We start from the raw sequence: 25309 nt of genomic DNA on the forward strand, positions 1-25309 counted from the left end.
GCTTGCAGGCGCCTTTGGGGGTTTGGCAACGTCGCGCAGAAGACCGTGCTGGATCATCTGCAGCATCAGAAGACTCTTCCGGAGTTGAAGCGCACCAAATTCGAGGTGCGGGCGAGGGGCCGGAGCGAGAGCGCGCCTCATCCCGGCGATCAGCATGTATGAGAACGCGAGGAATCGGCGGCAGTTGAAAACGGCCTTTTTTCGGACAGTCATTCCCTAGGTTTTGCGTTGGGAGCCGGCAACATCAACACCGGTGCCTGATGCGTGTACCCAGCGACCGCGATGACCGCCAGCCCGATCCGTGCGAATCTGATCGAATCGTCTGTTGACCAACAGGCGGGCCACCATTCGTCAGGAATTCATGCCGATGCGGTTGATTAGCGAGGCCTGAAAGGCAAGCAATTTCAGATGGATGGAATGGCGCGCCCGAAGAGATTCGAACTCCTGACCCCCAGATTCGTAGTCTGGTGCTCTATCCAGCTGAGCTACGGGCGCGCAACAGGCCATGCTTTCCATGACCCCGCAATCCGATCGTAAACGACCGGTCGCGACGAGACGTGTTCCCTAGCGACTGAATTTCGGAAAAGCAAGCCGATCCGGCAAAAGTTTTGTCACAAGTGCCTTGGCCGGCGATGAAGGCTGGGATTCCGGCACCTGGCAACGGTCCGAAGTCGAGCCGGTTCCTGCTCATTGGAGACCCAGCGCCCTAAACGGTCAGGCGGGGCGGCGCAGGCCATTGCGCGCCTGGTCGAGCCGGACCGGCTGATCGGGGATGGTGACGGCGAATGTGGTGCGCCCGCCAATGCTCTCGACCAGTTCCACCGTGCCGCCATGCGCGCGGATCAGTTCGTGCGCGATCGCCAGGCCAAGGCCGGTGCCGCCGCTGCGCGCCGAGCCGCGAAAGGCCGCGAACAGGTTTTCCCGCGCCTTGGGCGGCAGGCCGGGTCCGGTGTCGCTGACGGCAATGCGGCTGACGCTGCCCAGACGCACGGCCGACACCGCCAGGCGGCGCACCAAGGCGTTTTCGCTGTCGGCCGCCATCGCCTGCACGGAATTCCGGCACAGATTGGTGAGCACCCTGAACAGCTGGTCGGAATCGGCATCGACCTCGAAGGCCGGCTCGACCGAATTGACGAACTCGATGCCTTGCTCGATGTCGAGCAGGCCTTGCACGTCTTCGACCAGCTGCCGCAGCCGGAGCCGGCGGCGCGCGGGCGGCGGCTCCTGGGTGCGGCCGTAGTGAAGCACGCCTTCGGAATAGGACACGGCACGGTCGAGTGCGCGCAGCAGTTTCGGCGCGAAGGCCTGCACGGTCGGATCCTTGACCTGGCGCAGGCGGTCCGACATCAGCTGCGCCGAGGCCAGGATGTTGCGCATGTCATGGTTGATCTTGGAGACCGCGAGGCCGAGGTCGGCAAGATGCTTCTGCTCGGAGAGCATTTTTTGCAGCCGCTCCTGCATTTGCGACAGCTCGCGCTCGGCAACGCCGATCTCGTCGGCGCGGGCAGCCGGATGGATGATCCGTCCGGGATCGTCGGGCGCCTCGGAGAAGGACAGCATCGAGCGCGTCATCGTGCGGATCGGCCCGATCATGATCAGGTCGATGGCGGCGTAGACCAGCATGGCGGTGAACAGCGAGATCAGCAGCGAGACGAAGGCGACGTTGCGCGAATAGCGCAGCATCGCATTGCGCAGGCTGTTGTCGGGCATGATCAGCTCGAACTCCTTGTCCGAGTCACCGACCGGACCGAAGACGCGCAGCATCCGGTCGCCGCCGAAAAACAACGTGTCGAGCGCGCCGGTCATGCCCTTGATCATGCCGATCGAGGCGATATCGATATGCGCGTCGACCTTCGGCGGCATTTCGGCCACCACCAGCAGCCGCGAGACGCCGCCGTCGCGCACCGCGATCGCCTTGGCGCCGATCGCCATCAGCACGTCGTTCTGGGCCGTGCGCGACAGCGAGGCGGGCTCACCCTGCACCAGCACGATCGACACCGCAGCCGCCGTGCTCAGCCGTTCCTTCAGCCAGTTCAGCCGGTAGCTCGCGATCCAGGGCAGGAAGATCAGCACTTCGGCCAGAAGCACGAAGACGATGGTCAGCAGCAGCAGCTTGGTCGACAGGCCGCGCGACAGCGGCACCGTGCGCACGGCGGCCGGCGCCTCGGTGGACGCCGCCGTGCCGATCCCTTCCTGTGCCTGTATGGTTTCGCTCATGCGGCTAATGTCTTCACGATCACTTGATCAACGCAGATTAGGCGATTACGGCTTTTTTGCCAATTTCATCCTTGGTCGCAAACATAAACCGGCCTGAACGGAGCCGGATTGCGCCCGACGACTCCGGATTGACTTCCAAAAGCCTTCTTTCTATAAGCCCGCACACGCTCGGGCCATTCGTCCCGGCGCGGTTTCGATCGCGCCAAAGCCGGCCCGGCAAAGCTCCTGTTACACAGTGACAGAATCAAGAAGGGCCGCACCCCGCGGTATTAAAACAAATGAAGCGTACCTACCAACCGTCTAAACTCGTCCGCAAACGTCGGCACGGCTTCCGTGCCCGCATGGCCACCAAGGGTGGTCGCGGCGTCGTCGCAGCTCGCCGCAACCGCGGCCGCAAGCGGCTCAGCGCCTGAACGGAAGACGAGATCGTTGCCCGCAACCGGCAAGCCAGTGGGACCAAATCCCAAGCGGCTTCTGAAGCGCGCGGAATTCCTGGCTGTCCGTCGTGGTGAAAAACGACGCGGGCGGCTTTTTCTCGTTGAAGTTCTCGACCGCGGCGACGGCCTGTCGCCGCGCGTCGGCTACACCGTCACCAAGAAGGTCGGCAATGCGGTTGTCCGCAATCGCGTCCGGCGGCGGCTGCGAGAAGCCGTCCGTACGCATGCTGCAAGTGACATGGCGCCTGGCAATGATTATGTCATCGTCGGGCGCGAAGACGTGCTTACCACTCCGTTCGGCCAGTTAAAGGCCGAACTCTCCCGCCGACTGCGCGGAACACGATAGGCCAAGGGCTTTCGATGGAAAACAACCGGAACTTCTTCATCACCATCGCGCTGTCGGTGCTGATCCTTGCGGTATGGCAATATTTTTACGTGTTGCCGCGCAGCGAAGCCCAGCGCGAGGCGGCCCGCGTCGAACAGCAGCGCATCGAGGAGCAGAAGAAGGCCGCCGGTACCGACACCGGAACGCCCGCCGCACCTGGCGCCATTCCGAATGCACCGGGTACCGACGCCGTGACGCCGGCCGGCCGCGAACAGGCGCTCGCCACGACGACCCGCGCGAAGATCGACACGCCGAGCCTCGAGGGTTCGATCAACCTGACCGGCGCCCGCCTCGACGACCTCAAGCTCAAGCACTACACCGAGACGGTCGACAAGAACTCGCCCGAGATCAGCCTGCTCAACCCGGCGGCACTGCCCAATGGCTATTATGCCGAGATCGGTTTCGTCGGCAACGACAAGACCGGCGCGGTGCCCGGTCCGGAGACTGTGTGGACCGTCGACGGCAATGCGACGCTGACGCCGACGACCCCGGTCACGCTGACCTATTCGAACGACAAGGGCTTGACCTTCAAGCGCACCTTCTCCGTCGACACCGATTACATGTTCACGGTGTCCGACACGGTGCAGAATGCGGGCACGGCCGCCGTCTCGCTGTCCAATTACGGCCGCGTCACCCGCTTCGACAAGCCGCTCGTTGCCAGCACCTATGTGCTGCATGAGGGCCTGATCGGCTTCACCGGCACCGAAGGCCTGCAGGAGCACAAATACGCGTCCATCGAATCGGACAAGCAGTTCACGCCGGGCAAGTCGACTGACGGATGGTTGGGCATTACCGACAAATACTGGGCGGTGACGCTGGTGCCGACCGAAAAGCAGCCGTTCCAGCCGCGCTACGCCTTTTTCGAGGACGGCCGCCACCGCTATCAGTCCGACTTCCTGACCGACCCGATAACGGTTGCCGCGGGTCAATCGGCGACGGTGGAGAGCGAGATCTTCGCCGGCGCCAAGGAGGTCGGCAAGATCAACGCCTATGCAGAGGACCGTCAAATCAAGCGGTTCGATCTTTTGATCGACTGGGGCTGGTTCCACTTCATCACCAAGCCGATGTTCTGGCTGATCGACACGCTCTACAAATTCTTCGGCAATTTCGGTCTGGCCATCCTCGCCACCACCGTCATCGTCAAGGCCATCTTCTACCCGCTCGCCAACAAGTCCTACGCGTCGATGGCGAACATGAAGAAGGTGCAGCCGAAAATGCTCGAGATCCGCGAGAAATACGCGGACGACAAGATGAAGCAGCAGCAGGCGATGATGGAGCTGTACAAGACCGAGAAGATCAATCCGATCGCCGGCTGCTGGCCGGTGGCGCTGCAGATCCCGGTGTTCTTCGCGCTCTACAAGGTGCTCTACATCACCATCGAGATGCGTCATGCGCCGTTCTTCGGCTGGATCCAGGATCTGGCCGCGCCCGATCCGACATCGCTGTTCAACCTGTTCGGCCTCATTCCGATCACGCTGCCGCATATGCTGATGATCGGCGTATGGCCGCTGATCATGGGCGTCACCATGTTCCTGCAGATGCGCATGAACCCGACGCCGCCGGACCCGACGCAGGCGGCGATCTTCACCTGGATGCCTGTCATCTTTACCTTCATGATGGCGGGTTTCCCGGCCGGCCTGGTCATCTACTGGGCCTGGAACAACACGCTGTCGATCCTGCAGCAAGGCATCATCATGAAGCGCCAGGGCGCCAAGATCGAGCTGTGGGACAATCTGGTCGCGCTGTTCCGAAAGAAACCATCACCGGCCGAATAGAAGGCGCAGCGCTTTCTCCAGCCTTCAAAGCCCCGCCTCGCGCGGGGCTTTTTCGTTCAAGCCGCTTTCGGCATCACGTTCCTGTGATCGGCGAAACTTGCGCCCCGCCGGCGGCGTGACTGCCTGTGCGTTTCCAAAGGCTATCAATTCCGATCAGCCCTCACCCGGAGGAAGACCATATGCGCTTGCCGTCATTCAGGACCATCGCCCTTTCCGCGTTCGTCGCCGGCGTGGCGATTGCCGCGCCCGCCTATGCCAAAAACCCGAATGTCGGCGGCGCGCCGATGTACACCACCAAGAACATCGTCGAGAACGCCGTCAATTCGAAGGACCACACGACGCTGGTCGCCGCGGTCAAGGCCGCCGGCCTGGTCGACACGCTGCAGGGCGCTGGCCCGTTCACAGTCTTCGCCCCGACTAACGCGGCGTTTGCGAAACTGCCCAAGGGCACCGTCGACACGCTGCTGAAGCCGGAGAACAAGGGCAAGCTCACCAAGGTGCTGACCGCGCATGTCGTGGCAGGCAAGATTTCGGGCGCCGAAATGATGAAGAAGGCCAAAGCGATGGGCGGCAAGTACGAGATGAAAACCGTCTCCGGTGACACGCTGACCGCTGAAGTCAAGAAGGGCAAGCTCTACATCATGGATGAGTCAGGCGGCGAGGCGCGAGTGACGATCGCCGACGTCAACCAGTCGAACGGCGTCATCCATGTCGTCAACAAGGTGCTGTTGCCGAAGTAACGGCTTTCGGCAAAGGGGATCAAGGCAGGTCCGTCGGGGCTTTCTCGGGCCTGCCATCCCCACCTCATGACGAGGTGCCATGTTTCTTGGGAAGTCGTATCGGCATCGGCCGGGGTCCTGTCCCTCACAGGACCCCGGTTTCTTTTGGTTCATGGACCGAAGACCGTAGAGAACAAATACCTGAACGGAGCGGGTAGCCGAGATGCCGGTTAGCCGGCAGGAAATCGTATCCGGCGATTGCCGTCCTCAATCAGCTGGATACTTGGGCAACCTAGCATCACGTGCAACGGGACAGCCGACGACGTCGCCATACGTTGTATTTCCATTTTGTAGACAGTGACGCATTCGAAACTTGCTTCAACAAAAGGCCCTCGACCAAAACATCACTCCATCACGGCGCTGTGGTCGATCTTCGCCGGAGTCGCCGGCTTGCGCAGCAACAGAACCAGCGGAATGGCGGCAAGCGACAGGATCATCATCAGCTTGAAGTCGTTCATGTAGCTGATAACAGTCGCCTGCAGCGTCACCACGCCGTCGAGCGCGGCGCGGCCCGCGGCGCTGTAGGGATCCATCGCCTGGAAGATGGCCGGATTGCTGAAAGCCTGGTTGTAAGGCGTCACATAGGTGGCGATGTTGGCGTGGTTGATCTGCACGTTCTCCGTCAACAGCGCGGTGACGACGGATATGCCGACGCTGGAGCCGATGTTCCGCGACAGATTGTAAAGGCCTGTGCCTTCCGCGCGCCGCTCCGGCGCCAGCGTGGCGAAGGTGATGGTGGTCAGCGGCACGAACAGGAAACCCAGGCCCGCGCCCTGGATGAAGCCGGTGCTGATGATCGTCCATTGCGACACATCAGGGGTCCAGCCGGTCATGTCGTACATCGCCCAGGCGGTGACCAGCAGGCCGGTCAACAGCAGCCAGCGCGTGTCCACCTTGCCGATCAGCCTGCCGACCAGGAACATGCAAGCCATGGTGCCGAGACCGCGCGGCCCCATGACGATGCCGGCCGTCACCACCGGATAGCCCATCAGCGTCTGCAGATAGGGCGTCATCAGGGCCAGCGAGGCCAGATAGGTGATGCCGATGATGAAGATGAAGATCATGCCGACGGCGAAATTCCTGTCGAGGAACAGCCGCGGGTTCACGAATGTGTTTTTGGCGGTGAAGGTGTGGACGAGGAAGATGTAGAAGGCCGACGCGCAGATCAGCGCCTCGACGATGATCTCGGACGACGAAAACCAGTTGAGCTGCTCGCCGCGATCGAGGAACATCTGCAGCGCGGCGATGGTTATGCTGAGCATGCCGAAGCCCAGCCAGTCCAGCCTGGCCTTGAGGTCCGTCTTGGTTTCCTGGACGAACATCGAGACGCCGGCGAAAGCCAGAGCCCCGATCGGGACATTGATGTAGAACACCCAGCGCCAGCTGACGTTTTCGGTGAGCCAGCCGCCGATGACCGGCCCGAGCACCGGCCCGACCATCACCGAAACGCCGAACAGCGCCATCGCCGAGCCGCGCTCCTCGACGCTGTAGATGTCGAGCAGGATGCTCTGCGCCAGCGGCACCAGGGCCGCGCCGAACAGACCTTGCAGCAGGCGGAAGCCGACGATCTGCGGCAGCGACTGCGCGAAGCCGCACAGCACCGACGCGACGACGAAGCCGGTGATGGATATCAGAAGGATGCGCTTGCGGCCGAAACGATTGGCAAGATAGCCCGAAGGCGGAGTCATGACGGCCGCCGCGACGATATAGGACGTCAGCACCCAGTTTATCTGGTCGGCGCTCGCCGAAACGCTGCCCTGGATATAGGGTAGCGCGACATTGGCGATGGTCGTGTCCAGTGCCTGCATGATCACGGCCAGGATCACGCAGGCGGTGATGGCGCCGCGATTGGCGACCACGCCACCTGTCGCGGACGCGCTGGTCATGACTTTTGTCCGAACCGGCCGAGGAGGTCCGTCACGAAGTCCGGCAAGCCGCGCGCATGACCGGTATCGATGCCGACCACGACGCTCATCCCGCCACGCAACGGCGGCTTGCCCTGGAGATCGTCGACCGTCACGCGCATCGGAATGCGTTGCACGACCTTGACCCAGTTGCCGGTGGTGTTCTGCGCCGGAAGCAAGGAGAAGCTCGACGACGACGCCGGGCTGATCGAGGCGACCGTGCCGTGCCAGACGGTGCCGGGATAGCTGTCGACGCTGATCGTCGCCGTCTGTCCCGGCCGCACATAAGTCAGTTCGGTTTCCTTCGGCTCCGCCGCGATCCACAGATCGGTCGCCGAAATCAGGCTGAAGGCCGGCTGCGAAGCCGGCAGGTACTTGCCGACCTGAAGCGCGTCGACATTGGTGACTATGCCGTCGAACGGCGCCTTGACGATGGAATCGGCAAGATTGCGCTGGGCGTCGTCCACCGCCGACTGCGCCTGGAGGTAGAACGGATTCTTCTCCACCGGCTGGCTGGCGTCGCCGCCAAGCTGGGCAAGCGTCGCCTGTGCCTGCGCCTGGGCAACGGACACTTTCTGGCGGGCGGCGACGAGGTCGTGCTGGGCGCTGTCGAAGGTCGCCTTGGAGGAGGTGGAAGTCTTGAGCAGATCCTGCTGGCGCTGGAACGCGGCTTCGTAATAGGGGATGTCGGCCTGCGCCTGCTCGATCAGCGCCTGCGACTGCTGATAACTCGCCTGCAGGGTCAGCACCTGGTTGCGCACCGTGCCGAGCTGCGCCTGAGCGGCGGCAAGAGCGGTTTCGAAAGAGGCCGGCCGCAGCCGGAAAAGCACCTGGTCCTTCTTCACCGCCTCGTTCTCGTGCACGTCGATCTCGGACACAGTGCCGGAGACATCGGTGGAAACGCCGAGCGACTGCGCCTGGATGTAGGCGTTGTCGGTCGTCATGACCTGGCCGCCGATGACGTAGTAATAGCCGCCGACGACCAGCGCGACCGGAAGCAGGGCAAACAGGATCGGCCGTGCCCGCCCGCGCTTGGGCTTGACCGGCGCCGGCGGCGCCACCGCAACCCCGGCCTGCCGTGGCTCCTTGGACGGCGCCTCAAGCGCCGCCGGCTCCAGGGCGACCGGTGCTTCGAGCTCGTCATTGTCGATGAGGGTGCCGGCTCGCCTTTGTTCGCGTTCGCTGTCCAGTCGGATGATCTGGTCGCGCGCCCGGTCGGCGGAGGATCCGTCTTCTTCGGCAGGCTTCTTTGGTGAGGTTGATTCAGCCATGTGTTTTCTCCCGGTCGGCGGCAGGCTGGGTGCAAGCCGCGAGCAGATTGGATTTGATGAGGGATAGGGTTTGCAGCAGATGCAGCTGGGCATCCGCGGAAAGACCGACAAAGGCCTCGTCCCGCGTCTTCTGCCCATTGGTGCGCATGATTTCGATGAGCGGATGAGCTTGCGGCTTCAGGTAAAGCAGCCATGCCCGGCGGTCAGCGGGATTGGGCCGGCGCTCGATGAAGCCGCGTGCCTCCATCTTGTCGAGCAGCCGGGCGAGCGTGATCGGCGTGATCTCGATAAGGTCCGCCAATTTGTTCTGGTGGATGCCTTCATGCAGGCAGAGATAGGCCAGCACCTGCCATTGGGCGCGGGTCAGCCCCGATGCCCGCGACCTCTGCTCGAACCGCTTTCGAAGCAGGCGCGCGACATCGTGCAGCACGAAGCTGATGTTGGGTGGCGATGGCATGGGAGGTACTGGAGTTTCGGCGCAACTTTTAGTGAGCATGCTTATTATCATCATGCACATAATCCCGCTGGACGCGGTGCGCAAGACGGACTAAGCCCGCCTGGAAAAAATGACGCATGGGCTGCGACACCACAAAAAGGCTCAGGTAGCAGGCTGTTGCCGGGCAAGGATAGGACGATGAATTGGCTGAAGATCGTGACCGTGGCGGCCATCGCGGGATGGCCTGGCCTTGCGCTCGCAAAGGACGCCGTCAGCTGCGGCGGCGCCGCGATGCTGGGTGGCGCGCAATTGAACTGCAGCCACGTCGAACCCCGGGCGCCGCCTCAGTTTTGCACCTATAGCTGGGCTCTCCACATGCCGGCCGGTGATCAGAAAATCGTCGAAGGCAGCTTCATGCTGCCGCCCGGCGCGGCGAACGTAACCGTCTATCAGGGCAGCGGTTTCGACAGCGCGCTGTCCGATCCGATCGTGATCTGCCGCGGCGGCAAATGAGCAAGGCCGTCAAGGAAAGCTCGCTCGTCGCCCGATTGGTGCTATAGGGCGGATCACGCTATTTTGAACGGGCGCATTCGAGTTTCGGATGTGCCTGGCTGCCATTTCTCTGACGGATTTCGACATGGACGGACCCAACCCAGACATCAAGCACCCGATCCCGATGCATACCCGCGTCGGCTTCCTCAAGGGACTGGTGAATGCGCCGAACATCGAGATCGGCGACTTCACCTATTATGACGACCCCGACGGGCCGGATAAATTCGCCGAGAAATGCGTGCTGCACCACTATCCGTTCATCGGCGACAAGCTGATCATCGGTCGGTTCTGCGCCATCGCCGAGGGCGCGCGCTTCATCATGAACGGCGCCAACCACGCCATGTCCGGCTTTTCGACCTATCCGTTCAATATCTTTGGCCATGGCTGGGAAAAGGGTTTTGACCTGGCGACGTGGTCGAAGGAAGTGCGCGGCGACACCATTGTCGGCAGCGACGTCTGGATCGGCATGGAGGCGGTGATCTTGCCCGGGGTGGAAATCGGCCACGGCGCCATCATCGCCGCGAAATCGGTGGTGACGCACGACGTGCCGCCCTATGCGATCGTCGCCGGCAATGCGGCCAAGGTGGTGAAGATGCGTTTCGACGACCGGACAATCAGGCGGCTGCTGGCGGTGGCGTGGTGGGACTGGCCGGTGGACAAGGTCAGTCGCAACCTCGATGCTATCCGGGGCGCCGATATTTCTCTTCTGGAGGCAGCAGCTTGAACGCTCTGAACAGCAGCATAATCGGCACCGAACTGTTTACGCGAGGGTGGATCTTCATCCGCGGCGTGCCGGCCATGAAATTCCTGCCGCCTGAAGGGCCGCCGGAAATCGCCTTTGCCGGCCGCTCGAATGTCGGCAAGTCGTCGCTGATCAACGCGCTGGTCAACCAGAAGGGGCTGGCGCGCACCTCCAACACGCCGGGGCGCACGCAGGAGCTCAACTATTTCGTGCCGGACGGATTTTCGGGTGAGGGCGCCGACCTGCCGCCCTTGGCGCTGGTCGACATGCCCGGCTATGGCTATGCCACCGCGCCGAAGGAGAAGGTCGACGAGTGGACCAAGCTGGTCTTCGACTATCTCAAGGGCCGCGTCACGCTGAAGCGCGTCTATGTGCTGATCGACGCCCGCCACGGCATCAAGGCCAAGGACGACGAAGTGCTGTCGCTGCTCGACAAGGCGGCGGTGTCCTACCAGATCGTGCTGACCAAGACCGACAAGATCAAGACTGCCGGCGTGCCGAGGCTGATCGAGGAGACGCTGGCAAAGATCAAGAAGCGGCCGGCGGCGTTCCCGTTCGTGCTGGCCACCTCTTCTGAAAAGGCCGAGGGCCTCCAGGAATTGCAGGCGGCCATCGTGCTTGCCGCCAATGGCGGCTAAGCATCCACAGCTTAGAGCATGGCCTACGGCTTGGCCTCGATAGCAATCGTCTGGTGGCCTTCTTCCGCCACAAGCCTTTCGGTGCCGTATGCCTTGAGGAACATGCTGACGCCTGACCTGACGATGCGGTCGATCTCGTCCTGGCTCGGGGCTTTGGTGCGGTAGGCGAAGATGCACTGGCGGAACAGACCGGCCAGGCACAGTTCGGTGAACTGATAGGCGGCAAGATCGACATCGTCGATGCGCAGCAGGTCGCGCTCGATGGCGGCATTGAGAAAGGCCGCGACCTTGTCGTGGCCACGCTTGGGACCGCGCTCGTAAAACCGCGCGCCCATGTCGGGTATCCGGTCGGATGCACCGATCACCGTGCGCTGCGCCTGGATCACCTTGGCCGACGTGATCTTGAGGGCCAGCACCTTGCCGAACTTCACCAGCGTCTCGCGCAGGTTGTCGGCATTGTCCAGCACGTCATACATGTTCTTGAAGATGGTGCCGCGCTCTTCCTCGATCAGCGCTTCGAACAGCTCTTCCTTGTTGGCGAAATAGACGTAGATCGTACCCTTGGAGACACCGGCCTCGCGGGTGATGTCGTTCATCGAGGCGGCTTCGAAGCCCTTGTCGATGAAGACACGACGGGCGCCGTCGATGATCTGGCTGCGCTTGACCGGATCCTGGCCCGCGGCCGGGCGGCCACGACGCAAGCTTTCCAACAGGTCGTCGCACGACTCGCTTTCGACATTGGGCGGGGTCTCGGCCATGAAAGTCACACCTCGAAAATAATTCGAACCAAGCGGTTCGATTGCCCTTGATATGGTCCTGTTTACGCGCTATGTCAACGGCCGGATCGAACCGAACGGTTCAGTATTATATTATAACTTTAGAGAGATGTCATGTCCTCGAACGCGCCGACCACTGCCGAAGTCCGTCCCTTTCCCAACGCCAAGGTTGCGCCGGCGACGGAAGCTCCGGAAGTGCCTGTCCAGCCGGTCTCGTCGCCACCGGCAGAGGCTCCGGCCAAGAAGAAGCGTTCGGTGCGTTCCTTCCTGCTGCCGGTCATCGGCGTCGCCTTGCTGGGCGCCGGCGCCTGGTATGGTTACGATTACTGGACCACGGGCCGCTTCATGATCTCGACGGACGATGCCTATGTCCAGGCGGACATGGCGTTCATATCGCCCAAGATTTCCGGCTATGTCGATCAGATCAAGGTCAGCGAGAACCAGCTGGTCAAGGCCGGCGATCCGCTGCTCGTCGTCGATGACGGCGATTACAAGATTGCCGTCGCCCAGGCCGAGGCGCAGATCGCCACTTTGAGCAAGACGCTCGACCGTATCGACGCCCAGACCGACGCGGCCCGCGCCTCGCTGCAGCAGGCGCAGGCGCAGAAGGTCGCCGATCAGGCCGCGGCCGACAATGCGGCCAAGGTCGCGGCGCGCGCCTCGCAACTGCTCAAGACCCATGTCGGCACGCAGGCGCAGCTGGACGACGCCCAGACGGCGGTCCAGCAGGCCGATGCCGCCCTTGTCGGCGCCGACGCGACGATCGCCGCCGCGCAGGCCAATATCGGCGTGCTGCAGGCGCAACGCGCGGAATCGGCGAGCACGCTGGCGTCCCTGCAGCTCAGCCATGACAAGGCGCTGCGCGATCTTTCCTTCACCGTGCTCAAGGCGCCTTATGACGGCATCGTCGGCAACCGCTCGGTCGAACAGGGCGACCTTGTCAGCCCCGGCCAGAAGCTCGCCGTCATCGTGCCGATGGACAAGCTCTACATCGTCGCCAACTTCAAGGAGACGCAGCTTGCCCGGCTGGTGCCCGGAGAGAAGGTGAAGATCTCGGTCGATGCGACCGACGGCCAGGACTTCGAGGGAACCGTCTCGTCGCTGGCGCCGGCTTCGGGTGCCGTGTTCTCGCTGCTGCCGCCCGAAAACGCCACCGGCAACTTCACCAAGGTCGTGCAGCGCGTTCCGGTCCGTATCGATGTGCCGGCAGATGTCCTGAAGAGCGGCAAACTGCGCGCCGGCCTGAGCGTCATCGTCGACGTCGACAGCCGTACCGCCCCATCCGGGTCGGCATCAGCGGCAGCGTCGAACTGAGCGGCTGCCGGGGAGCAATGCCATGGCAACCGCAACCCTGACAGCAGGAGCACCGCCGGCGAGGCCGGCTGTGCCTGACACCATTTCGACGCGGCGCGTCATCGCCTTCCTGGCGATGGTGTTCGGCATGTTCATGGCCATCCTCGATATCCAGATCGTCTCCGCCTCGCTGTCGGAAATCCAGGCCGGCCTGAGCGCCAGCTCCGACGAAATCCCGTGGGTGCAGACCGCCTATCTGATCGCCGAAGTGGTGATGATCCCGCTGTCGGGCTTCCTCAGCCGGATGCTGTCGACGCGGGTGCTGTTCACGATCTCGGCGGCGGGCTTCACCGCGGCCAGTGCGCTGGCGGCGACTGCCACCAACATCGACCAGATGATTGTCTACCGCGCCGTCCAGGGCTTCATCGGCGGCGGCATGATACCGAGCGTCTTCGCCGCTGCCTTCACCATCTTCCCGCCCTCGCGCCGCGCCTTCGTCTCGCCGATGATCGGCCTGGTGGCGACGTTGGCGCCGACCATCGGCCCGACTGTCGGCGGCTATATCAGCCATGCCATGTCCTGGCACTGGCTGTTCCTGGTCAATGTCGTGCCCGGCATCCTGGTGACAGCGGCGGCCTGGACGCTGATCGACTTCGACAAGCCCAACCTCAAGCTGTTCAGCAAGTTCGACTGGTGGGGCCTCGCCGGCATGGCGGCTTTCCTGGGCTGCATGGAATATGTGCTCGAGGAAGGCCCCAACAATGACTGGCTGCAGGACCAAGGCGTCTTCATCTGCGCCATTGTCATGACCATCGGCGCGGTGCTGTTCTTCTGGCGGGTGTTCACCGCCGAGGAGCCGATCGTCGACCTGAAGGCCTTCACCAACATCAACTTCGCCTTCGGCTCGCTGTTTTCCTTCGTCATCGGCATCGGCCTTTACGGCCTGACCTATCTCTACCCGGTGTATCTCGGGCGCATCCGTGGCTACGATTCGATGATGATCGGCGAGGCGCTGTTCGTCAGCGGCCTGGCCATGTTCTTCACCGCGCCGATCTCGGGCATCCTGTCGAACAAGATGGACCCTCGGCTGATGATGATGATCGGCTTCTTCGGCTTCGCCACCGGCACCTGGTGGATGACGCATCTGACCGCCGACTGGGATTTCTACGAGCTGCTCATCCCGCAGATCCTGCGCGGCTGCTCGATGATGCTGTGCATGGTGCCGATCAACAACATCGCGCTCGGCACCTTGCCGCCCGAGCGGCTGAAGAATGCGTCCGGCCTGTTCAACCTCACCCGCAACCTTGGCGGTGCGGTTGGCCTCGCACTGATCAACACCGTGCTGATCGACCGCAATGCCTTCCACTACGCAAGGCTCTCCGAGCATGTGCAATGGGGCAGTGAAGCCGCGCAGACCAAGCTGCAGAACATGACGCTCAATTTCGAGCAAACCCCCGGCCTGGACGCGACAAGTGCCGCCATCTCCAAGCTGTCGGGCATGGTCCAGCAGCAGGCGGCGCTGCTGTCCTTCATGGATGTGTTCTTCATGCTGACGGTGCTGTTTGCGACGCTTGGCCTGTTCACCATGTTGATCCGCAAGCCGGCCGCGGCGGCGGGTGGAGGTGGTGGCGGCGGCCACTGATACCGGAGCAATTCCAGGAAAAGTGTAAGGCGGTTTTCCGTCAGGAATTGCGACAAGACAGAGATACGTGGGCAGCTGTTTCGGGAAGCTCCTCCAGTCCACGCCCGAAAAAGCTCTGACCGCGCAAAAAACTCCGGGCCGCAAGCCCGGAGTTTTTCATATCCAGTTGGAATTTGTCAGGCTGTGGCGGGCTTGAAGGTCAGCGCGACGCCGTTGATGCAGTGGCGCAGGCCGGTCGGCGCCGGACCGTCGTCGAAGACGTGGCCGAGATGGCCGCCGCAGCGGCGGCAATGCGCCTCGGTGCGCGTCATGCCGAGCGAGCGGTCCACGGTCGTGCCGATAGCCTTGGGGATCTCTTGCCAGAAGCTCGGCCACCCGGTGCCGGAATCGAATTTCGTCTCCGACGAATAGACCGGCAGGTCGCAGCCGGCACAGGCGAAGATGCCTTTACGGTGTTCGTTGAGCAGCGGGCTGGTGCCGGGATACTCCGTGCCTTCCTTGCGCAGCACGTCGAAGGCGGCAGGCGACAGGATGGCTTTCCACTCGGCGTCGGTCTTGGTGACTTCGAATTTCTCGGCGGCCTGTGCTGCCTGCGGATCGCCCATGCGCAGCATCGTTGCTGCGGCCCCGACGACGCCGATGGCGGCGGCACCGCTCAAAAGAAAGTCGCGACGGTTCATGACCGGTTCCTCCTGATGTCCTTTTGCCAAACTATACCGCCGCGCGGAAATCAAAAGCCGGTGACGGTAGCCCCCTCGAACGAACACTCCGCGCCCTCCCACATCCGAATATGGGCGGCGCGGAGTGCGCGGGTCAATTGCGGATCACGGGAGCGGGATCGTGCAATCGACGGAGGGCCCTTGCTGCCAGTTCGCCGGCAGCAATCCCCTTGTTACATCTTGGGCAAAAGAACCTTGTCGATGACGTGGATGACGCCATTGGACTGTTCGACATCGGCGATCGTCACATTGGCGACATTGCCGTTCTCGTCGGTGACGGTGACCTTGCCGCCGTCGGCCTTGAGCGACAGCTCGCAGCCGCCGACCGTCTTGACCTTGTGGGCGCCGCCGTCAGCCTTGGCCATCGCGGCGACATCCGCCCCCATCGCCTTGGCGCCGATGACATGGCAGGTCAGGATCTTGGTGAGCTTGTCCTTGTTTTCAGGCTTGAGCAGCGTCTCGACCGTCCCGGCCGGAAGAGCCGCGAAGGCTTCGTTGGTCGGAGCGAACACGGTGAACGGACCGGCGCCCTGCAGCGTTTCGACAAGGCCGGCGGCCTTCACGGCGGCGACCAGCGTGGTGTGGTCCTTCGAGTTCACGGCGTTCTCGACGATGTTTTTGTTAGCATACATCGCGGCGCCGCCAACCATCGGGTTTTCGGCATAGGCAGCGGTGGCAAGGGCCGAAACGGCGATCGTACCGGCGAGCAAAAGGGTGGCGTATCTACGCATGATGTCAAACTCCTCGGGTTTTCTCTTCCCATTTTTGGGGACGCGAGGAGATACGGAACAGAAGTGCGGGAGTTTCAGAAATATTCTTATTTTTTATTTTGCCTGGGATGCCGAAAAGATTATGCCACGCAACGGCTTGCCGGCTACCATGCTGTCTACGGGCGTGGAAGGTGGGAGATACACTTCAGGTACTCTATTTTGAGTCTGGCGACGCCAAGAGCCGGTCAGATGCTCTTCAGGTCGCCGGCGGCGACCACCGGTCCGGTCGGCTGTCCGGTCGGCGAACCGCCTGACGGCTCAAGGCTGACGGCAAGCACCGCGCCCTGGGCAAGCTTCTGCTGGGCCGCCGGCGAGACGACGATGTGCGCCGTAGCACCGGTCGGAATGATGCCCATCGAGACCGGCGGGTTCTTGCCCTCGATCATCCACAGCTCGAAGTCCTTGCCGGAAGCACGCTCACCGGAGACATGCGACAGGCCGACTTCGTGATGCGCGGCATCATAGACGGCGAGGTATCTGACGTCGCTGCCTTCGGCGGCCAGCGAAGCGACGAGGCGCGCTTGCGGCTGCTCGACCGGTGGGTTGAGAGTGGGCACGAGGATGTAAATCGCCAGTGCCGCAACCGCAGCCGCGGCAAGGCCGCGCCAGAAAGCGAGGCTGGACCACAGGCCGCCGCGCGATTCGGCGGGCGTGGTCACGGCGGCAGCGTTCGCGAACAGCCGGCGGTCGACCGCGGTCTTCACCGAAACCGGCGGCTCGATTTTCGGGTAGGCGGCGGCCAGCGGCGAGAGACTGACCTCCCATCCCTCGACAAGACGAGCAAAAACCGTATCCGCATCGATGCGGCGGGCGACGATCTGGCGTTCGTCGGCATCGAGCACGCCGAGAACGTATTCGGCGGCGAGCAGGTCGTCGCCTCCACGTTCCGGTCCTGTGTCTTCTGCCAGCGTCATCTTTCCAGACATTCTCTGAGTTTCAACAGGCTGCGGCGCAGCCATGTACGCATCGTGTTCAGCGGCACGCCATGGCGCTCCGCCAGTTCGGCATAGCTCTCGCCCTTGAGATAGGCGCCCCGGACGGCGGCTGCCCGGTCCTTCTCCAACTCATCGAGACAATGGTGGATACGTTCGGATTCGTCGCCCGCCACCGCCATCGCTTCAGGCCCCGGCGCCGGATCGGCCACGTCGAGCGCGGCATCGATGTCGGCGGCAGGCCTGCGCCGCGCTCGTATGCGATCGATCGCATGATTACGCGCAATTGCCACCAGCCAGGAGATCGGGCTTAGATCGGAGACGGCAAAACGATCCGCCTTCGTCCATATCTTGACGAAGACTTCCTGTAGCGCTTCTTCCGCATCTCCCCGGTCGTTCAATACACGAAGACAGACGCCAAAAAGTTTCGCGCTGGTCTGCCGGTAAAGCAGATCGAACGCGGCCCGATCCTTCATCGAAGTCCGGACGATCAGCTTGGTGATGTCCTGCGGCGTCATCTGCGGCAAGTTAGGCGATTGCAATGTATTTGCAACGGCGGAAATAACCTTGTGCACGCCTAAGCTTTTGTGTGTCGCCAGCCGGGTCCGTCGACCGATTGCCAATGGAATCGCCACTGGCTAGCTTGCCCTCAGTGATGGGGGAGCGCGCATGTCGGTCGAACGGATCCTTTGGGAGGAAGATGCCGCGGGCCTCGCCGATCTGGTCCGCAAGGGCGAGGTTTCGGCCGTCGAGCTGACCGACGCCGCGATCGCCCGCGCCGAGGCCACCCGTCCCGACATCAATGCCACGGCCGAGCCGCTCTACGATGCCGCGCGGGCCCGCGCCAAGACCGTCGACCCCTCGCTGCCGCTGGCCGGTGTTCCCTTCGCCATCAAGGATCTAGGCATCGCCATCAAGGGCGTGCCGACGCATGGCGGCAGCCGCATTCCGGCATGGCTGGCCGATGTCAATTCGGTGCTGACCGACCGCTATCTCGCTGCCGGGCTTATCCCGATCGTCACCTCGACATCGCCGGAGCACGGGCTTCGATTGATGACCGAATCCAGGGCCTTCGGCATCACCCGCAATCCGTGGAACACCGGTCACACCAGCGGCGGCTCGTCGGGTGGTGCGGCTGCACTGGTCGCAGCCGGCGTAGTGCCGGTGGCACATGCCTCCGATGGCGGCGGCTCGATCCGCGTGCCTGCCGCCTGCACCGGGCTTGTCGGCCTGAAGACGTCGCGCGGCCGCACACCGCTGACGCCGCTGGTGAGCGAAAGCTGGTACGGCATGGTCGTCGACCATGCGCTCACCCGTTCGGTGCGTGATTGCGCGCTGCTGCTCGACCTCACCCATGGGTCCGATCCTCTGTCGCCCTATGCCGCGCCGCCGCCGAAAGGCACGTTCGCGGCCGCCGCGGCGCGCGACCCCGGCAAGCTCAGCCTGGCCGTGTACCGCAAATCCCCGCTTGGCCTGCCGATCTCGGACGAGACGCTCAAGGCGCTCGACAAGGCGGTGGCGCTTGCCCGCGAGGGCGGCCACACGGTCGAGGAGATCGACCTGCCCTTTATCGGCCGCGATTTCTTCGCCGATTTCTGCAGGACGGTTGCCTCCGCCGTCGCCGGCACGATGCGGGCCGAAGCGCTGCGCGTCGGCCGTTCCGTTACCGGTGACATCGAGCGGGCGACGCGGGTGCTCGCCCGCTTCGGCGAAATGGTGTCGGCCGGCGAGACCTATGCCGACCTGCAGCGGCTGCATGCCGCCTCGCGGCAGCTGATTTCGGAGACCGTGCAGTACGACGCCGTGCTGATGCCGGTCATTGCCCACCCGCCGCTCGCCTGCGGCGCCATGGATCCCAAAGGCGCCGACGAGCTCATCGAGAACCTGCTCGACAAGCTTCACCTGACACCCTTGCTGAAGCTGAAGCCGTTCTTCGGCCAATTGATGGACAAGAGCCTCTGGTTCACCCATTGGCCGGCGATCCAGAATGTCAGCGGCCAGCCGTCGATCGCGCTGCCGGTCCATGTCACTGACGCCGGCCTGCCGCTCGGCGTCCAGGCGGCCGGCCGTCCGGGCGACGAAGAGACGCTTTTGTCGCTCGCCGCGCAGATGGAGAAGATCTCGGGTTGGCTGGACCGCAGGGCGCCGCTGATGGCGCCGACACGATGACGAGGTCGTGAAGCGCTTGAATATGACAGCAAAGCCATTTGCGGGCGGCGCCAATTCCCGCTAAGACGCCGCCGTCCTTACCTGATGCATGTCGCCCAAAAGTGTCCAGGGGTTTTGGGACAACGACGTGCTTAAAATAAAAAGCCGGGAACCAAACCGATGACGGAAATAACCGCCACCGCCGAAATGCAGGCAGCCCTGTTGTCGCGGGCGCTGCCCTACATGCAGCGCTACGAACACAAGACGGTCGTGGTGAAATATGGCGGCCATGCCATGGGCGATATCGAACTCGGCAAGGCCTTCGCGCGCGACATCGCGCTGCTCAAGCAGTCCGGCGTCAACCCGATCGTCGTCCATGGCGGCGGCCCGCAGATCGGCGCCATGCTGGCCAAGATGGGCATCGAATCGAAGTTCGAGGGCGGCCTGCGCGTCACCGACCAGAAGACGGTCGAGATCGTCGAAATGGTGCTGGCCGGTTCGATCAACAAGGAGATCGTCGCGCTGATCAACGCCGAGGGCGAATGGGCGATCGGTCTCTGCGGCAAGGACGGCAACATGGTTTTCGCCGAAAAGGCTCGCAAGACCATGATCGATCCGGACTCCAACATCGAGCGCGTGCTCGATCTCGGCTTCGTCGGCGAGCCGGTCGAGGTCGACCGCACCTTGCTCGATCTTCTGGCACGCTCCGAGATGATCCCGGTGCTGGCGCCGGTGGCGCCAGGCCGCGACGGCCACACCTACAACATCAATGCCGACACCTTCGCCGGCGCCATTGCCGGCGCCTGCCAGGCGACGCGCCTGCTGTTCCTCACCGACGTGCCTGGTGTGCTCGACAAGAACAAGAAGCTGATCGACGAACTGACCGTGGCCGAGGCCAAGGCGCTGATCAAGGACGGCACGGTCTCGGGCGGCATGATCCCCAAGGTCGAGACCTGCATCGAAGCGATCGAACGCGGTGTCGAAGGCGTCGTCATCCTCAACGGCAAGACGCCGCATGCGGTGCTGTTGGAACTGTTCACCGAGCACGGTGCCGGCACGCTGATCGTGCCTTGATGGGCTCGTCAGCCGGCTAACTTTTTCGCCTCAATATTGCCGATGATGGGAATGGCGGGCGTTCTGGCGGGGCGTCGAACGGACATCGATTCCTCCTCGGCGTCCTGCGGCGCGCCCCAGAATTCGGCCAGCGTCGGGCCGTCTTTCACCCTGACGTCGCGGACCAGAAAACCCCAGACCTCGCGGAACCAGACGCGGCGGCCCATCTGTGTGTACCAGCGCATCGAATGCCGCTGCTCGGGATCCTTGTGTAACAGGATGCGGGCCAGCGCCTTCGGCCGTGATTGCACCGCCAGCTCGATCAGCTTGACGCTGAAGAACAGCATCCAGGGTTTCAGCCGCGTCATCTGCAGCACCTGGTGCTTGTAATCCCACAAGCGCGCATCCTGCTGGATCACCTTGCGATCCCGCGCGATGCGGAAGAACGGCGTCCAGCGATGCGGCGTCACATAGAGCGCCTGGATCTGGTCGGGGTCATAGGCGATGAGCTGGCGAAAGCCGCGCCACAGATCGCGGAACCCTTCGTCCTCGAAGCCGGCCACCCAGGTCGCCATCGACAGGATGCCGTTGAGGCGCAGCAGCCTTATCGCCTCGCGGTCGGATGATGTGCTGCCGCCCTTGCGGATCAATTGAAGCGTCTGCTCGTCGGTGTTTTCCATGCCGAGCAGCCAGCGGATGACGCCGGCCTTGCGGTAGAGATGCAGGGTGTCGGCATCGCGCACTATGTCGTCGGCGCGGGTCGAACCCACGATCAGCACCGGCACGTTCTCGGCGATAAGGGCGTCGAGGAAGGCCCGCCAGGCTTTCTTCGAGACCGTCGGATTCTCGTCGGCGAGATTGATGAGCTCGACGCCATGTTGGCGATGCAGCCAGGCGATCTCCCTGGCGAATTTCACCGGATCGCGATGCCGCCAGCGGGTCCAGAAGCCGCGCTGGCCGCAATAGTTGCACAGATGCGGGCAGCCGCGCGAAAACTGCATGACCACGGCGCGCTTGCCGCCCCAGTAGCTGTAACTGGTATGGTCGATCAGCTCCCAGCCGACGCGGTAGGCGTCGAGGTCGGCAATGGTCATGGCCGCCTGTGTGGCGACGGGACGGCTGAGATCGTCGCGATAGGCAATGCCGGCCACGCTCGCCGGCGGCTGGCGCATTTCCAGCGCCTCGACCAGCGCCACGACGGTCGCTTCTCCCTCGCCGCGCACGATGAAGTCGAAGGCATCGGTGGCGGCCAGGATGTCGCGCCAATGATAGGTCGGGAAAACGCCGCCATAGATGATGATGGTAGCTGGCTCCCGCTGCTTGATCATGCGTGCGATCAGCAAGGCGGTCGGGTGCGCCGAGGTCGAGCCGGAATGGCCGATCAGGACGAAGTCGGGGTGGTCCTCCAGTGCGTTGCGTACGACGTCATCGAGCGGCATAGGCCCGAACTCGGCGTCGACGAGGCGCACCTGATGGCCGGCATCGATCAGCGGCCCGCCGATCGCCAGCAGGCCGAGCGGCGGCAAATGATCGTCGGGCACGCGGCTGCCGATGGCGGTGTGCGGCGGATTGATCAGGACGGTTTTCATGGCGGACCTCTTGGGCAGTTGGTCCGCGCAAGCTGGCCGGCGATATCGACGCGCGCTTGGCCCGTTTCAGCAGTTTGCGTGCAGCTTTTCCCCAAGGAGTGCGAAGGGAGGCATTGTCATCGCCTGAGATGCCCGAGCGGCACATGGCCCGGCCCCTTGATGTTCTGCAGCACCAACTGCGTGTGGACGTCGCGCACGCCGTCGAGCCGCATCAGCCGGTGCATAACGAAGGCGTTGAGTTCGTCGACCGACGGCACCATGACATGCAGCAGAAAGTCATGGTCGCCAGTCATCGTCCAGCACGAGGACACCTCGTCCATGCGCTGCACGGCGGCGATGAAGCTTTCGGGCGAGCCGTCGCTGTGGCTGACCAGGCGCACCTGGATGAACACCTCGACCATCAGGCCGACCGCGCGGCGGCTGATCACCGCGGCAAATCCCTTGATGATGCCGGCCGCCTGCAGCGCCTCGAAGCGCCGCGCGCACGGCGTCGTCGACAGGCCGATCTCTTGCGCCAGTTCGGAAACCGGCTTGCGCCCGTCGCGCTGCAGGATATCGAGCATCTTGATCTCGAAATCGTCGAATTGAGGCATTTTCACTCCGATAGAGGGTTTTGTGAGTGGATATTATCCCAAATATTCCGTTCGAGCCATCATCAAAACCGATTTGCCTCGGCAAATCCGGTTAGCCTTTCGGCACGTCAGCCATTCATGATTTGCGAGGAGGAAAACCATGACGACGATGAGCGTTGCCGAATATGCCCGCGACTGCGCGGCGCAAGGATTGCGCGGTGACTATTCGGTCTGCCGCGCCGATTTCACCGTGTCCCAGGGTTACGATTACAGCGAAGAAGAGCAGGCGGTGTGGCGCACGCTGTGCGACCGCCAGACCAAATTGACGCGCAGGCTCGCCCACCATTCCTATCTCGACGGCGTCGAAAAACTTGGCCTGCTCGACCGTATTCCCGATTTCGACGAGGTCAGCGCCAAGCTGCGCAAATTGACCGGCTGGGAGATCGTCGCGGTGCCCGGTCTCATTCCCGCGGCCCCGTTTTTCGATCATCTCGCCGATCGCCGCTTCCCGGTCACCAACTGGCTGCGGACCAGGCAGGAGCTCGACTACATTGTCGAGCCCGACATGTTCCATGATTTCTTCGGCCACGTGCCGGCGCTGTCGCAACCGGTGTTCGCCGACTTCATGCAGATGTATGGCGAGAAGGCCGGCGACATCATCGCGCTGGGCGGCGACGAGATGATTTCCCGGCTTTATTGGTACACGGCCGAATACGGCCTGATGCAGGAGGCCGGCCAGCCGCTAAAGGCCTTTGGCGCCGGCCTGATGTCGTCGTTTACCGAGCTGCAGTTCGCGGTCGAAGGCAATGACGCCCACCACGTGCCCTTCGACCTCGAAACGGTGATGCGCACCGGCCACGAGATCGACAAGTTCCAGCGCGCCTATTTCGTGCTGCCGTCCTTCGACGCCTTGCGCGATGCCTTCCAGACCGCCGATTTCGCGGCGATCGTCGCCCGACGCAAGGACCAGCCGGCGCTCGACCCGGCGACGTTATAGTGCAGAACCGTCAGGCGGTGACCACCTTGCTCAGATGGTCGCCCAGCCGGCAGGCCAGCGCGGTGATCGTCGTCGTCGGGTTGCATTGGCCCGACGTGCAGAACACCGAGGAGCCGCCGACATAGAGATTGTCCATGCCGTGCACCTTGCAGTTGGCGTCGACCACGCTCTTGCTGACGTCGGTGCCCATGCGCGTGCCGCCCATGTGATGATGGCCCGCCGTCTCGTCGTTGGTCGGATAATCCTGACCATTGCTGATCCAGTCGGCAATACGCACGCGGCCGAGATTCTTCTCGATCAGCGTCATGCCGAACAGTCTGAGCCCTTCGAGCAGGGTGCGGCGCTCCATTTCCGATTTCTTCCAGTGCAATTCGATGCGTGGCACGCCGGCATGGTCGACATCGGTCTTCGACAACTCGATCTGGTTGGAGGCCAGCGGCGCCTGTTCCCAGGCGACGTAGAGCTGGGCGGCGCAGCGCAGTCTCTGACTGAGCTTGGAGGACATCCACTCGGCCATGTCGGGTGCCGTGCAGGCGAGGTCGGCGATAAGGCTCTTGACGCCGGGATACGGCGTCTCGATCAGCCGGATGCCGAAATTCATGATCTGCAGCCGCTCCATGGCGGCAAGGGTCGGCGAGAAGAAGGCCTCATTGACGGCGTCGACCTCGAACGCGTTGTAGTCGGCCAGGATCGCGTTGCCGCCCTCGAAGGTCGGATGCTCCATCCAGTAGCGGCCAAGCGCCGTCGCATTCGGCACGACGCCGCCGTTCGAACGCTGGTTCGACCACAGAAGCAGCCGCGAATTCTCCAGCCCGCCGGTGCAGACGATGAAATAGTCGGCACTGAAGGAGCCGGCATCCTGCCCGTTCGACCACAGTCTGGCGCCCGTCACACGTTTGCCGTCGCCGGAAAGTTCGGTGGCACAAGTGTTGAGCACCACCGCGATGTTCTTGGCCTTGTCGAGTTCATCGCCGAACTTCTCGGCGAAGCGCACGGCCGGGCTCTTGATCAGCTGCACCCAGCGAATGTCGTCCGAGATCGGCATATCGGGCCGGAGGGCCGGAAGGTCGAGAATGTCGCGCACTTCCGGCAGATAGGGTTCGATGTCGGTGCGGCGGATCGGCCAGCCCGTATCGGGTACCCAGGCCTTCGGCTCGAAATCCTGCTTGTCGAGCACGCGGCACCAGCCGGCCCAGTGGTTGGAACTGCCGCCCATCAACCGCAGCCGGGTTATGTCGAGATCGAAATAGAAATCGCCGACCGTGCTGCCACGGTAAAAGTCCTGCGACTCGTCGCTGAATTCGCGCGGACCGGCCTCCATCACCACCACCGGAATGCCGGCCGCGCCAAGCTTGCGGGCAATGGTCGTGCCGGCCGGACCGGAGCCTAGGATGCACACTTTTGGGGTGAAGTTCGCGGCGCGATACGCCTCGTAGCTGTCGAAGATCATGCCAGGTCGCCCCGCCTCAGAATCCAGCCATTGACCTCGACGATCTCGTTCGGGTCGGGCTTTGGACCGGCGACATCGGCATCAGGCAGCTTGCGGAACAAAGACAGGGCAGGCAATGCGATCAACGCCTGCACGAGCGCGCGGCGTGACATTTTCTTGATGATGAAACTCATGGCTCGTCTCTCGGCTGGGCTTCGGCACTGCATGGCGTTCCCAGAACGGCAATTCCCGG

25 protein-coding genes and 1 tRNA gene are annotated in these 25309 nt (G+C 63.1%); 12 read left to right on the plus strand and 14 right to left on the minus strand.

The annotated features are described in order from the left end of the window. Window positions 1-418 precede the first annotated feature (418 nt). A tRNA-Arg gene (locus NP945_RS12415) sits at window positions 419-495 on the minus strand. A gap of 219 nt (window positions 496-714) precedes the next feature. Beyond that, window positions 715-2217, minus strand: a complete 1503-nt coding sequence (locus NP945_RS12420; protein WP_256746509.1) for a HAMP domain-containing sensor histidine kinase — start codon at window positions 2215-2217, stop codon at window positions 715-717. A gap of 278 nt (window positions 2218-2495) precedes the next feature. Here NP945_RS12420 and rpmH point away from each other — a divergent pair, with 278 nt between their 5' ends. The 4 genes from rpmH to NP945_RS12440 all read left to right on the plus strand — a co-directional run bounded on the left by rpmH (window position 2496) and on the right by NP945_RS12440 (window position 5554). Further along, window positions 2496-2630 carry a 50S ribosomal protein L34 gene (gene rpmH, locus NP945_RS12425; protein WP_008833937.1) on the plus strand — a complete coding sequence of 45 codons (135 nt, stop codon included), beginning with the start codon at window positions 2496-2498 and terminating at the stop codon, window positions 2628-2630. A gap of 16 nt (window positions 2631-2646) precedes the next feature. Next, window positions 2647-3000 carry a ribonuclease P protein component gene (gene rnpA / locus NP945_RS12430; protein WP_027040126.1) on the plus strand — a complete coding sequence of 118 codons (354 nt, stop codon included), beginning with the start codon at window positions 2647-2649 and terminating at the stop codon, window positions 2998-3000. A 14-nt stretch (window positions 3001-3014) separates the two neighbouring features. Continuing rightward, window positions 3015-4814: a membrane protein insertase YidC gene (gene yidC / locus NP945_RS12435; protein ID WP_127270245.1), complete on the plus strand. Its 1800-nt coding sequence runs from the start codon at window positions 3015-3017 to the stop codon at window positions 4812-4814. 179 nt (window positions 4815-4993) lie between these two features. Further along, window positions 4994-5554 carry a fasciclin domain-containing protein gene (locus tag NP945_RS12440; RefSeq protein WP_127271417.1) on the plus strand — a complete coding sequence of 187 codons (561 nt, stop codon included), beginning with the start codon at window positions 4994-4996 and terminating at the stop codon, window positions 5552-5554. Between the two features lie 383 nt (window positions 5555-5937). Here the strand turns inward: NP945_RS12440 and NP945_RS12445 are convergent, their stop codons facing one another. Genes NP945_RS12445 through NP945_RS12455 form a run of 3 tightly spaced genes read right to left on the minus strand, consistent with a single transcriptional unit; the run spans window position 5938 to window position 9225 of the window. Continuing rightward, window positions 5938-7479 (minus strand): DHA2 family efflux MFS transporter permease subunit, encoded by a 1542-nt coding sequence (locus NP945_RS12445; protein ID WP_256746510.1) that lies wholly within the window; start codon window positions 7477-7479, stop codon window positions 5938-5940. Next, window positions 7476-8768, minus strand: a complete 1293-nt coding sequence (locus NP945_RS12450; protein WP_256746511.1) for an HlyD family secretion protein — start codon at window positions 8766-8768, stop codon at window positions 7476-7478. Before NP945_RS12450 ends, NP945_RS12445 begins: the two co-directional genes overlap by 4 nt. Further along, window positions 8761-9225, minus strand: a complete 465-nt coding sequence (locus tag NP945_RS12455) for a MarR family winged helix-turn-helix transcriptional regulator (protein ID WP_256746512.1) — start codon at window positions 9223-9225, stop codon at window positions 8761-8763. Before NP945_RS12455 ends, NP945_RS12450 begins: the two co-directional genes overlap by 8 nt. 177 nt (window positions 9226-9402) lie before the next feature. Here NP945_RS12455 and NP945_RS12460 point away from each other — a divergent pair, with 177 nt between their 5' ends. The 3 genes from NP945_RS12460 (at window position 9403) to yihA (ending at window position 11136) form a co-directional block, all read left to right on the plus strand. After that, window positions 9403-9717, plus strand: a complete 315-nt coding sequence (locus tag NP945_RS12460; RefSeq protein ID WP_256746513.1) for a hypothetical protein — start codon at window positions 9403-9405, stop codon at window positions 9715-9717. A 124-nt stretch (window positions 9718-9841) separates the two neighbouring features. Next, a complete protein-coding gene (locus NP945_RS12465) occupies window positions 9842-10480 on the plus strand; it encodes a CatB-related O-acetyltransferase (RefSeq protein ID WP_256746514.1) in 639 nt (212 codons plus the stop codon). Continuing rightward, window positions 10477-11136 (plus strand): ribosome biogenesis GTP-binding protein YihA/YsxC, encoded by a 660-nt coding sequence (gene yihA / locus NP945_RS12470; protein ID WP_024502094.1) that lies wholly within the window; start codon window positions 10477-10479, stop codon window positions 11134-11136. The genes NP945_RS12465 and yihA overlap by 4 nt, the downstream gene beginning before the upstream one ends. A 23-nt stretch (window positions 11137-11159) precedes the next feature. On the opposite strand, the gene NP945_RS12475 is transcribed toward yihA, so the two are convergent. Then, entirely contained in the window at window positions 11160-11894 is a 735-nt protein-coding gene (locus tag NP945_RS12475; protein WP_256746515.1) for a TetR/AcrR family transcriptional regulator, read from the minus strand. A 132-nt stretch (window positions 11895-12026) separates the two neighbouring features. On the opposite strand from NP945_RS12475, the gene NP945_RS12480 reads away from it, so the two are divergent. Next, window positions 12027-13226, plus strand: coding sequence for an HlyD family secretion protein (locus tag NP945_RS12480; RefSeq protein ID WP_256746516.1), 1200 nt, complete (start codon window positions 12027-12029; stop codon window positions 13224-13226). A gap of 22 nt (window positions 13227-13248) precedes the next feature. Continuing rightward, on the plus strand, window positions 13249-14847 hold the full coding sequence (locus NP945_RS12485) for a DHA2 family efflux MFS transporter permease subunit (protein WP_127808376.1): 1599 nt from the start codon (window positions 13249-13251) through the stop codon (window positions 14845-14847). Between the two features lie 176 nt (window positions 14848-15023). Here the strand turns inward: NP945_RS12485 and msrB are convergent, their stop codons facing one another. The 4 genes from msrB to NP945_RS12505 all read right to left on the minus strand — a co-directional run bounded on the left by msrB (window position 15024) and on the right by NP945_RS12505 (window position 17786). Next, complete coding sequence (gene msrB / locus NP945_RS12490; protein WP_127267220.1) at window positions 15024-15527, minus strand: peptide-methionine (R)-S-oxide reductase MsrB; 504 nt, start codon at window positions 15525-15527, stop codon at window positions 15024-15026. A gap of 212 nt (window positions 15528-15739) precedes the next feature. Continuing rightward, a complete protein-coding gene (locus tag NP945_RS12495) occupies window positions 15740-16297 on the minus strand; it encodes a fasciclin domain-containing protein (protein WP_027040113.1) in 558 nt (185 codons plus the stop codon). A 224-nt stretch (window positions 16298-16521) separates the two neighbouring features. Continuing rightward, complete coding sequence (locus NP945_RS12500) at window positions 16522-17250, minus strand: anti-sigma factor domain-containing protein (protein ID WP_256746517.1); 729 nt, start codon at window positions 17248-17250, stop codon at window positions 16522-16524. Continuing rightward, the gene (locus tag NP945_RS12505) at window positions 17247-17786 is read right to left on the minus strand and encodes a sigma-70 family RNA polymerase sigma factor (RefSeq protein ID WP_127267227.1); all 540 of its coding nucleotides are present in this window, start codon (window positions 17784-17786) and stop codon (window positions 17247-17249) included. Before NP945_RS12505 ends, NP945_RS12500 begins: the two co-directional genes overlap by 4 nt. A gap of 151 nt (window positions 17787-17937) precedes the next feature. On the opposite strand from NP945_RS12505, the gene NP945_RS12510 reads away from it, so the two are divergent. After that, entirely contained in the window at window positions 17938-19437 is a 1500-nt protein-coding gene (locus NP945_RS12510) for an amidase (RefSeq protein ID WP_256746518.1), read from the plus strand. 159 nt (window positions 19438-19596) lie between these two features. Beyond that, a complete protein-coding gene (gene argB, locus NP945_RS12515) occupies window positions 19597-20490 on the plus strand; it encodes an acetylglutamate kinase (protein ID WP_013528489.1) in 894 nt (297 codons plus the stop codon). Between the two features lie 8 nt (window positions 20491-20498). Here the strand turns inward: argB and bchE are convergent, their stop codons facing one another. Both bchE and NP945_RS12525 read right to left on the minus strand, forming a co-directional pair. Further along, window positions 20499-22058 carry a magnesium-protoporphyrin IX monomethyl ester anaerobic oxidative cyclase gene (bchE, locus tag NP945_RS12520; protein WP_256746519.1) on the minus strand — a complete coding sequence of 520 codons (1560 nt, stop codon included), beginning with the start codon at window positions 22056-22058 and terminating at the stop codon, window positions 20499-20501. A 116-nt stretch (window positions 22059-22174) separates the two neighbouring features. Next, on the minus strand, window positions 22175-22651 hold the full coding sequence (locus NP945_RS12525; protein ID WP_256746520.1) for an Lrp/AsnC family transcriptional regulator: 477 nt from the start codon (window positions 22649-22651) through the stop codon (window positions 22175-22177). Window positions 22652-22790: 139 nt separating this feature from the next. Between NP945_RS12525 and phhA the strand changes: the two genes are divergently transcribed. Continuing rightward, window positions 22791-23627 (plus strand): phenylalanine 4-monooxygenase, encoded by an 837-nt coding sequence (gene phhA, locus NP945_RS12530; RefSeq protein ID WP_256746521.1) that lies wholly within the window; start codon window positions 22791-22793, stop codon window positions 23625-23627. A 10-nt stretch (window positions 23628-23637) separates the two neighbouring features. Here phhA and NP945_RS12535 read toward each other — a convergent pair whose 3' ends face one another. Continuing rightward, a complete protein-coding gene (locus NP945_RS12535; protein WP_256746522.1) occupies window positions 23638-25077 on the minus strand; it encodes a GMC oxidoreductase in 1440 nt (479 codons plus the stop codon). Beyond that, window positions 25074-25250 carry a hypothetical protein gene (locus NP945_RS12540; protein ID WP_256746523.1) on the minus strand — a complete coding sequence of 59 codons (177 nt, stop codon included), beginning with the start codon at window positions 25248-25250 and terminating at the stop codon, window positions 25074-25076. The genes NP945_RS12535 and NP945_RS12540 overlap by 4 nt, the downstream gene beginning before the upstream one ends. Window positions 25251-25309: the final 59 nt, after the last annotated feature.

Origin of the sequence: Mesorhizobium sp. LMG17149 (assembly GCF_024518695.1) — a bacterium.
Lineage (GTDB): Bacteria > Pseudomonadota > Alphaproteobacteria > Rhizobiales > Rhizobiaceae > Mesorhizobium.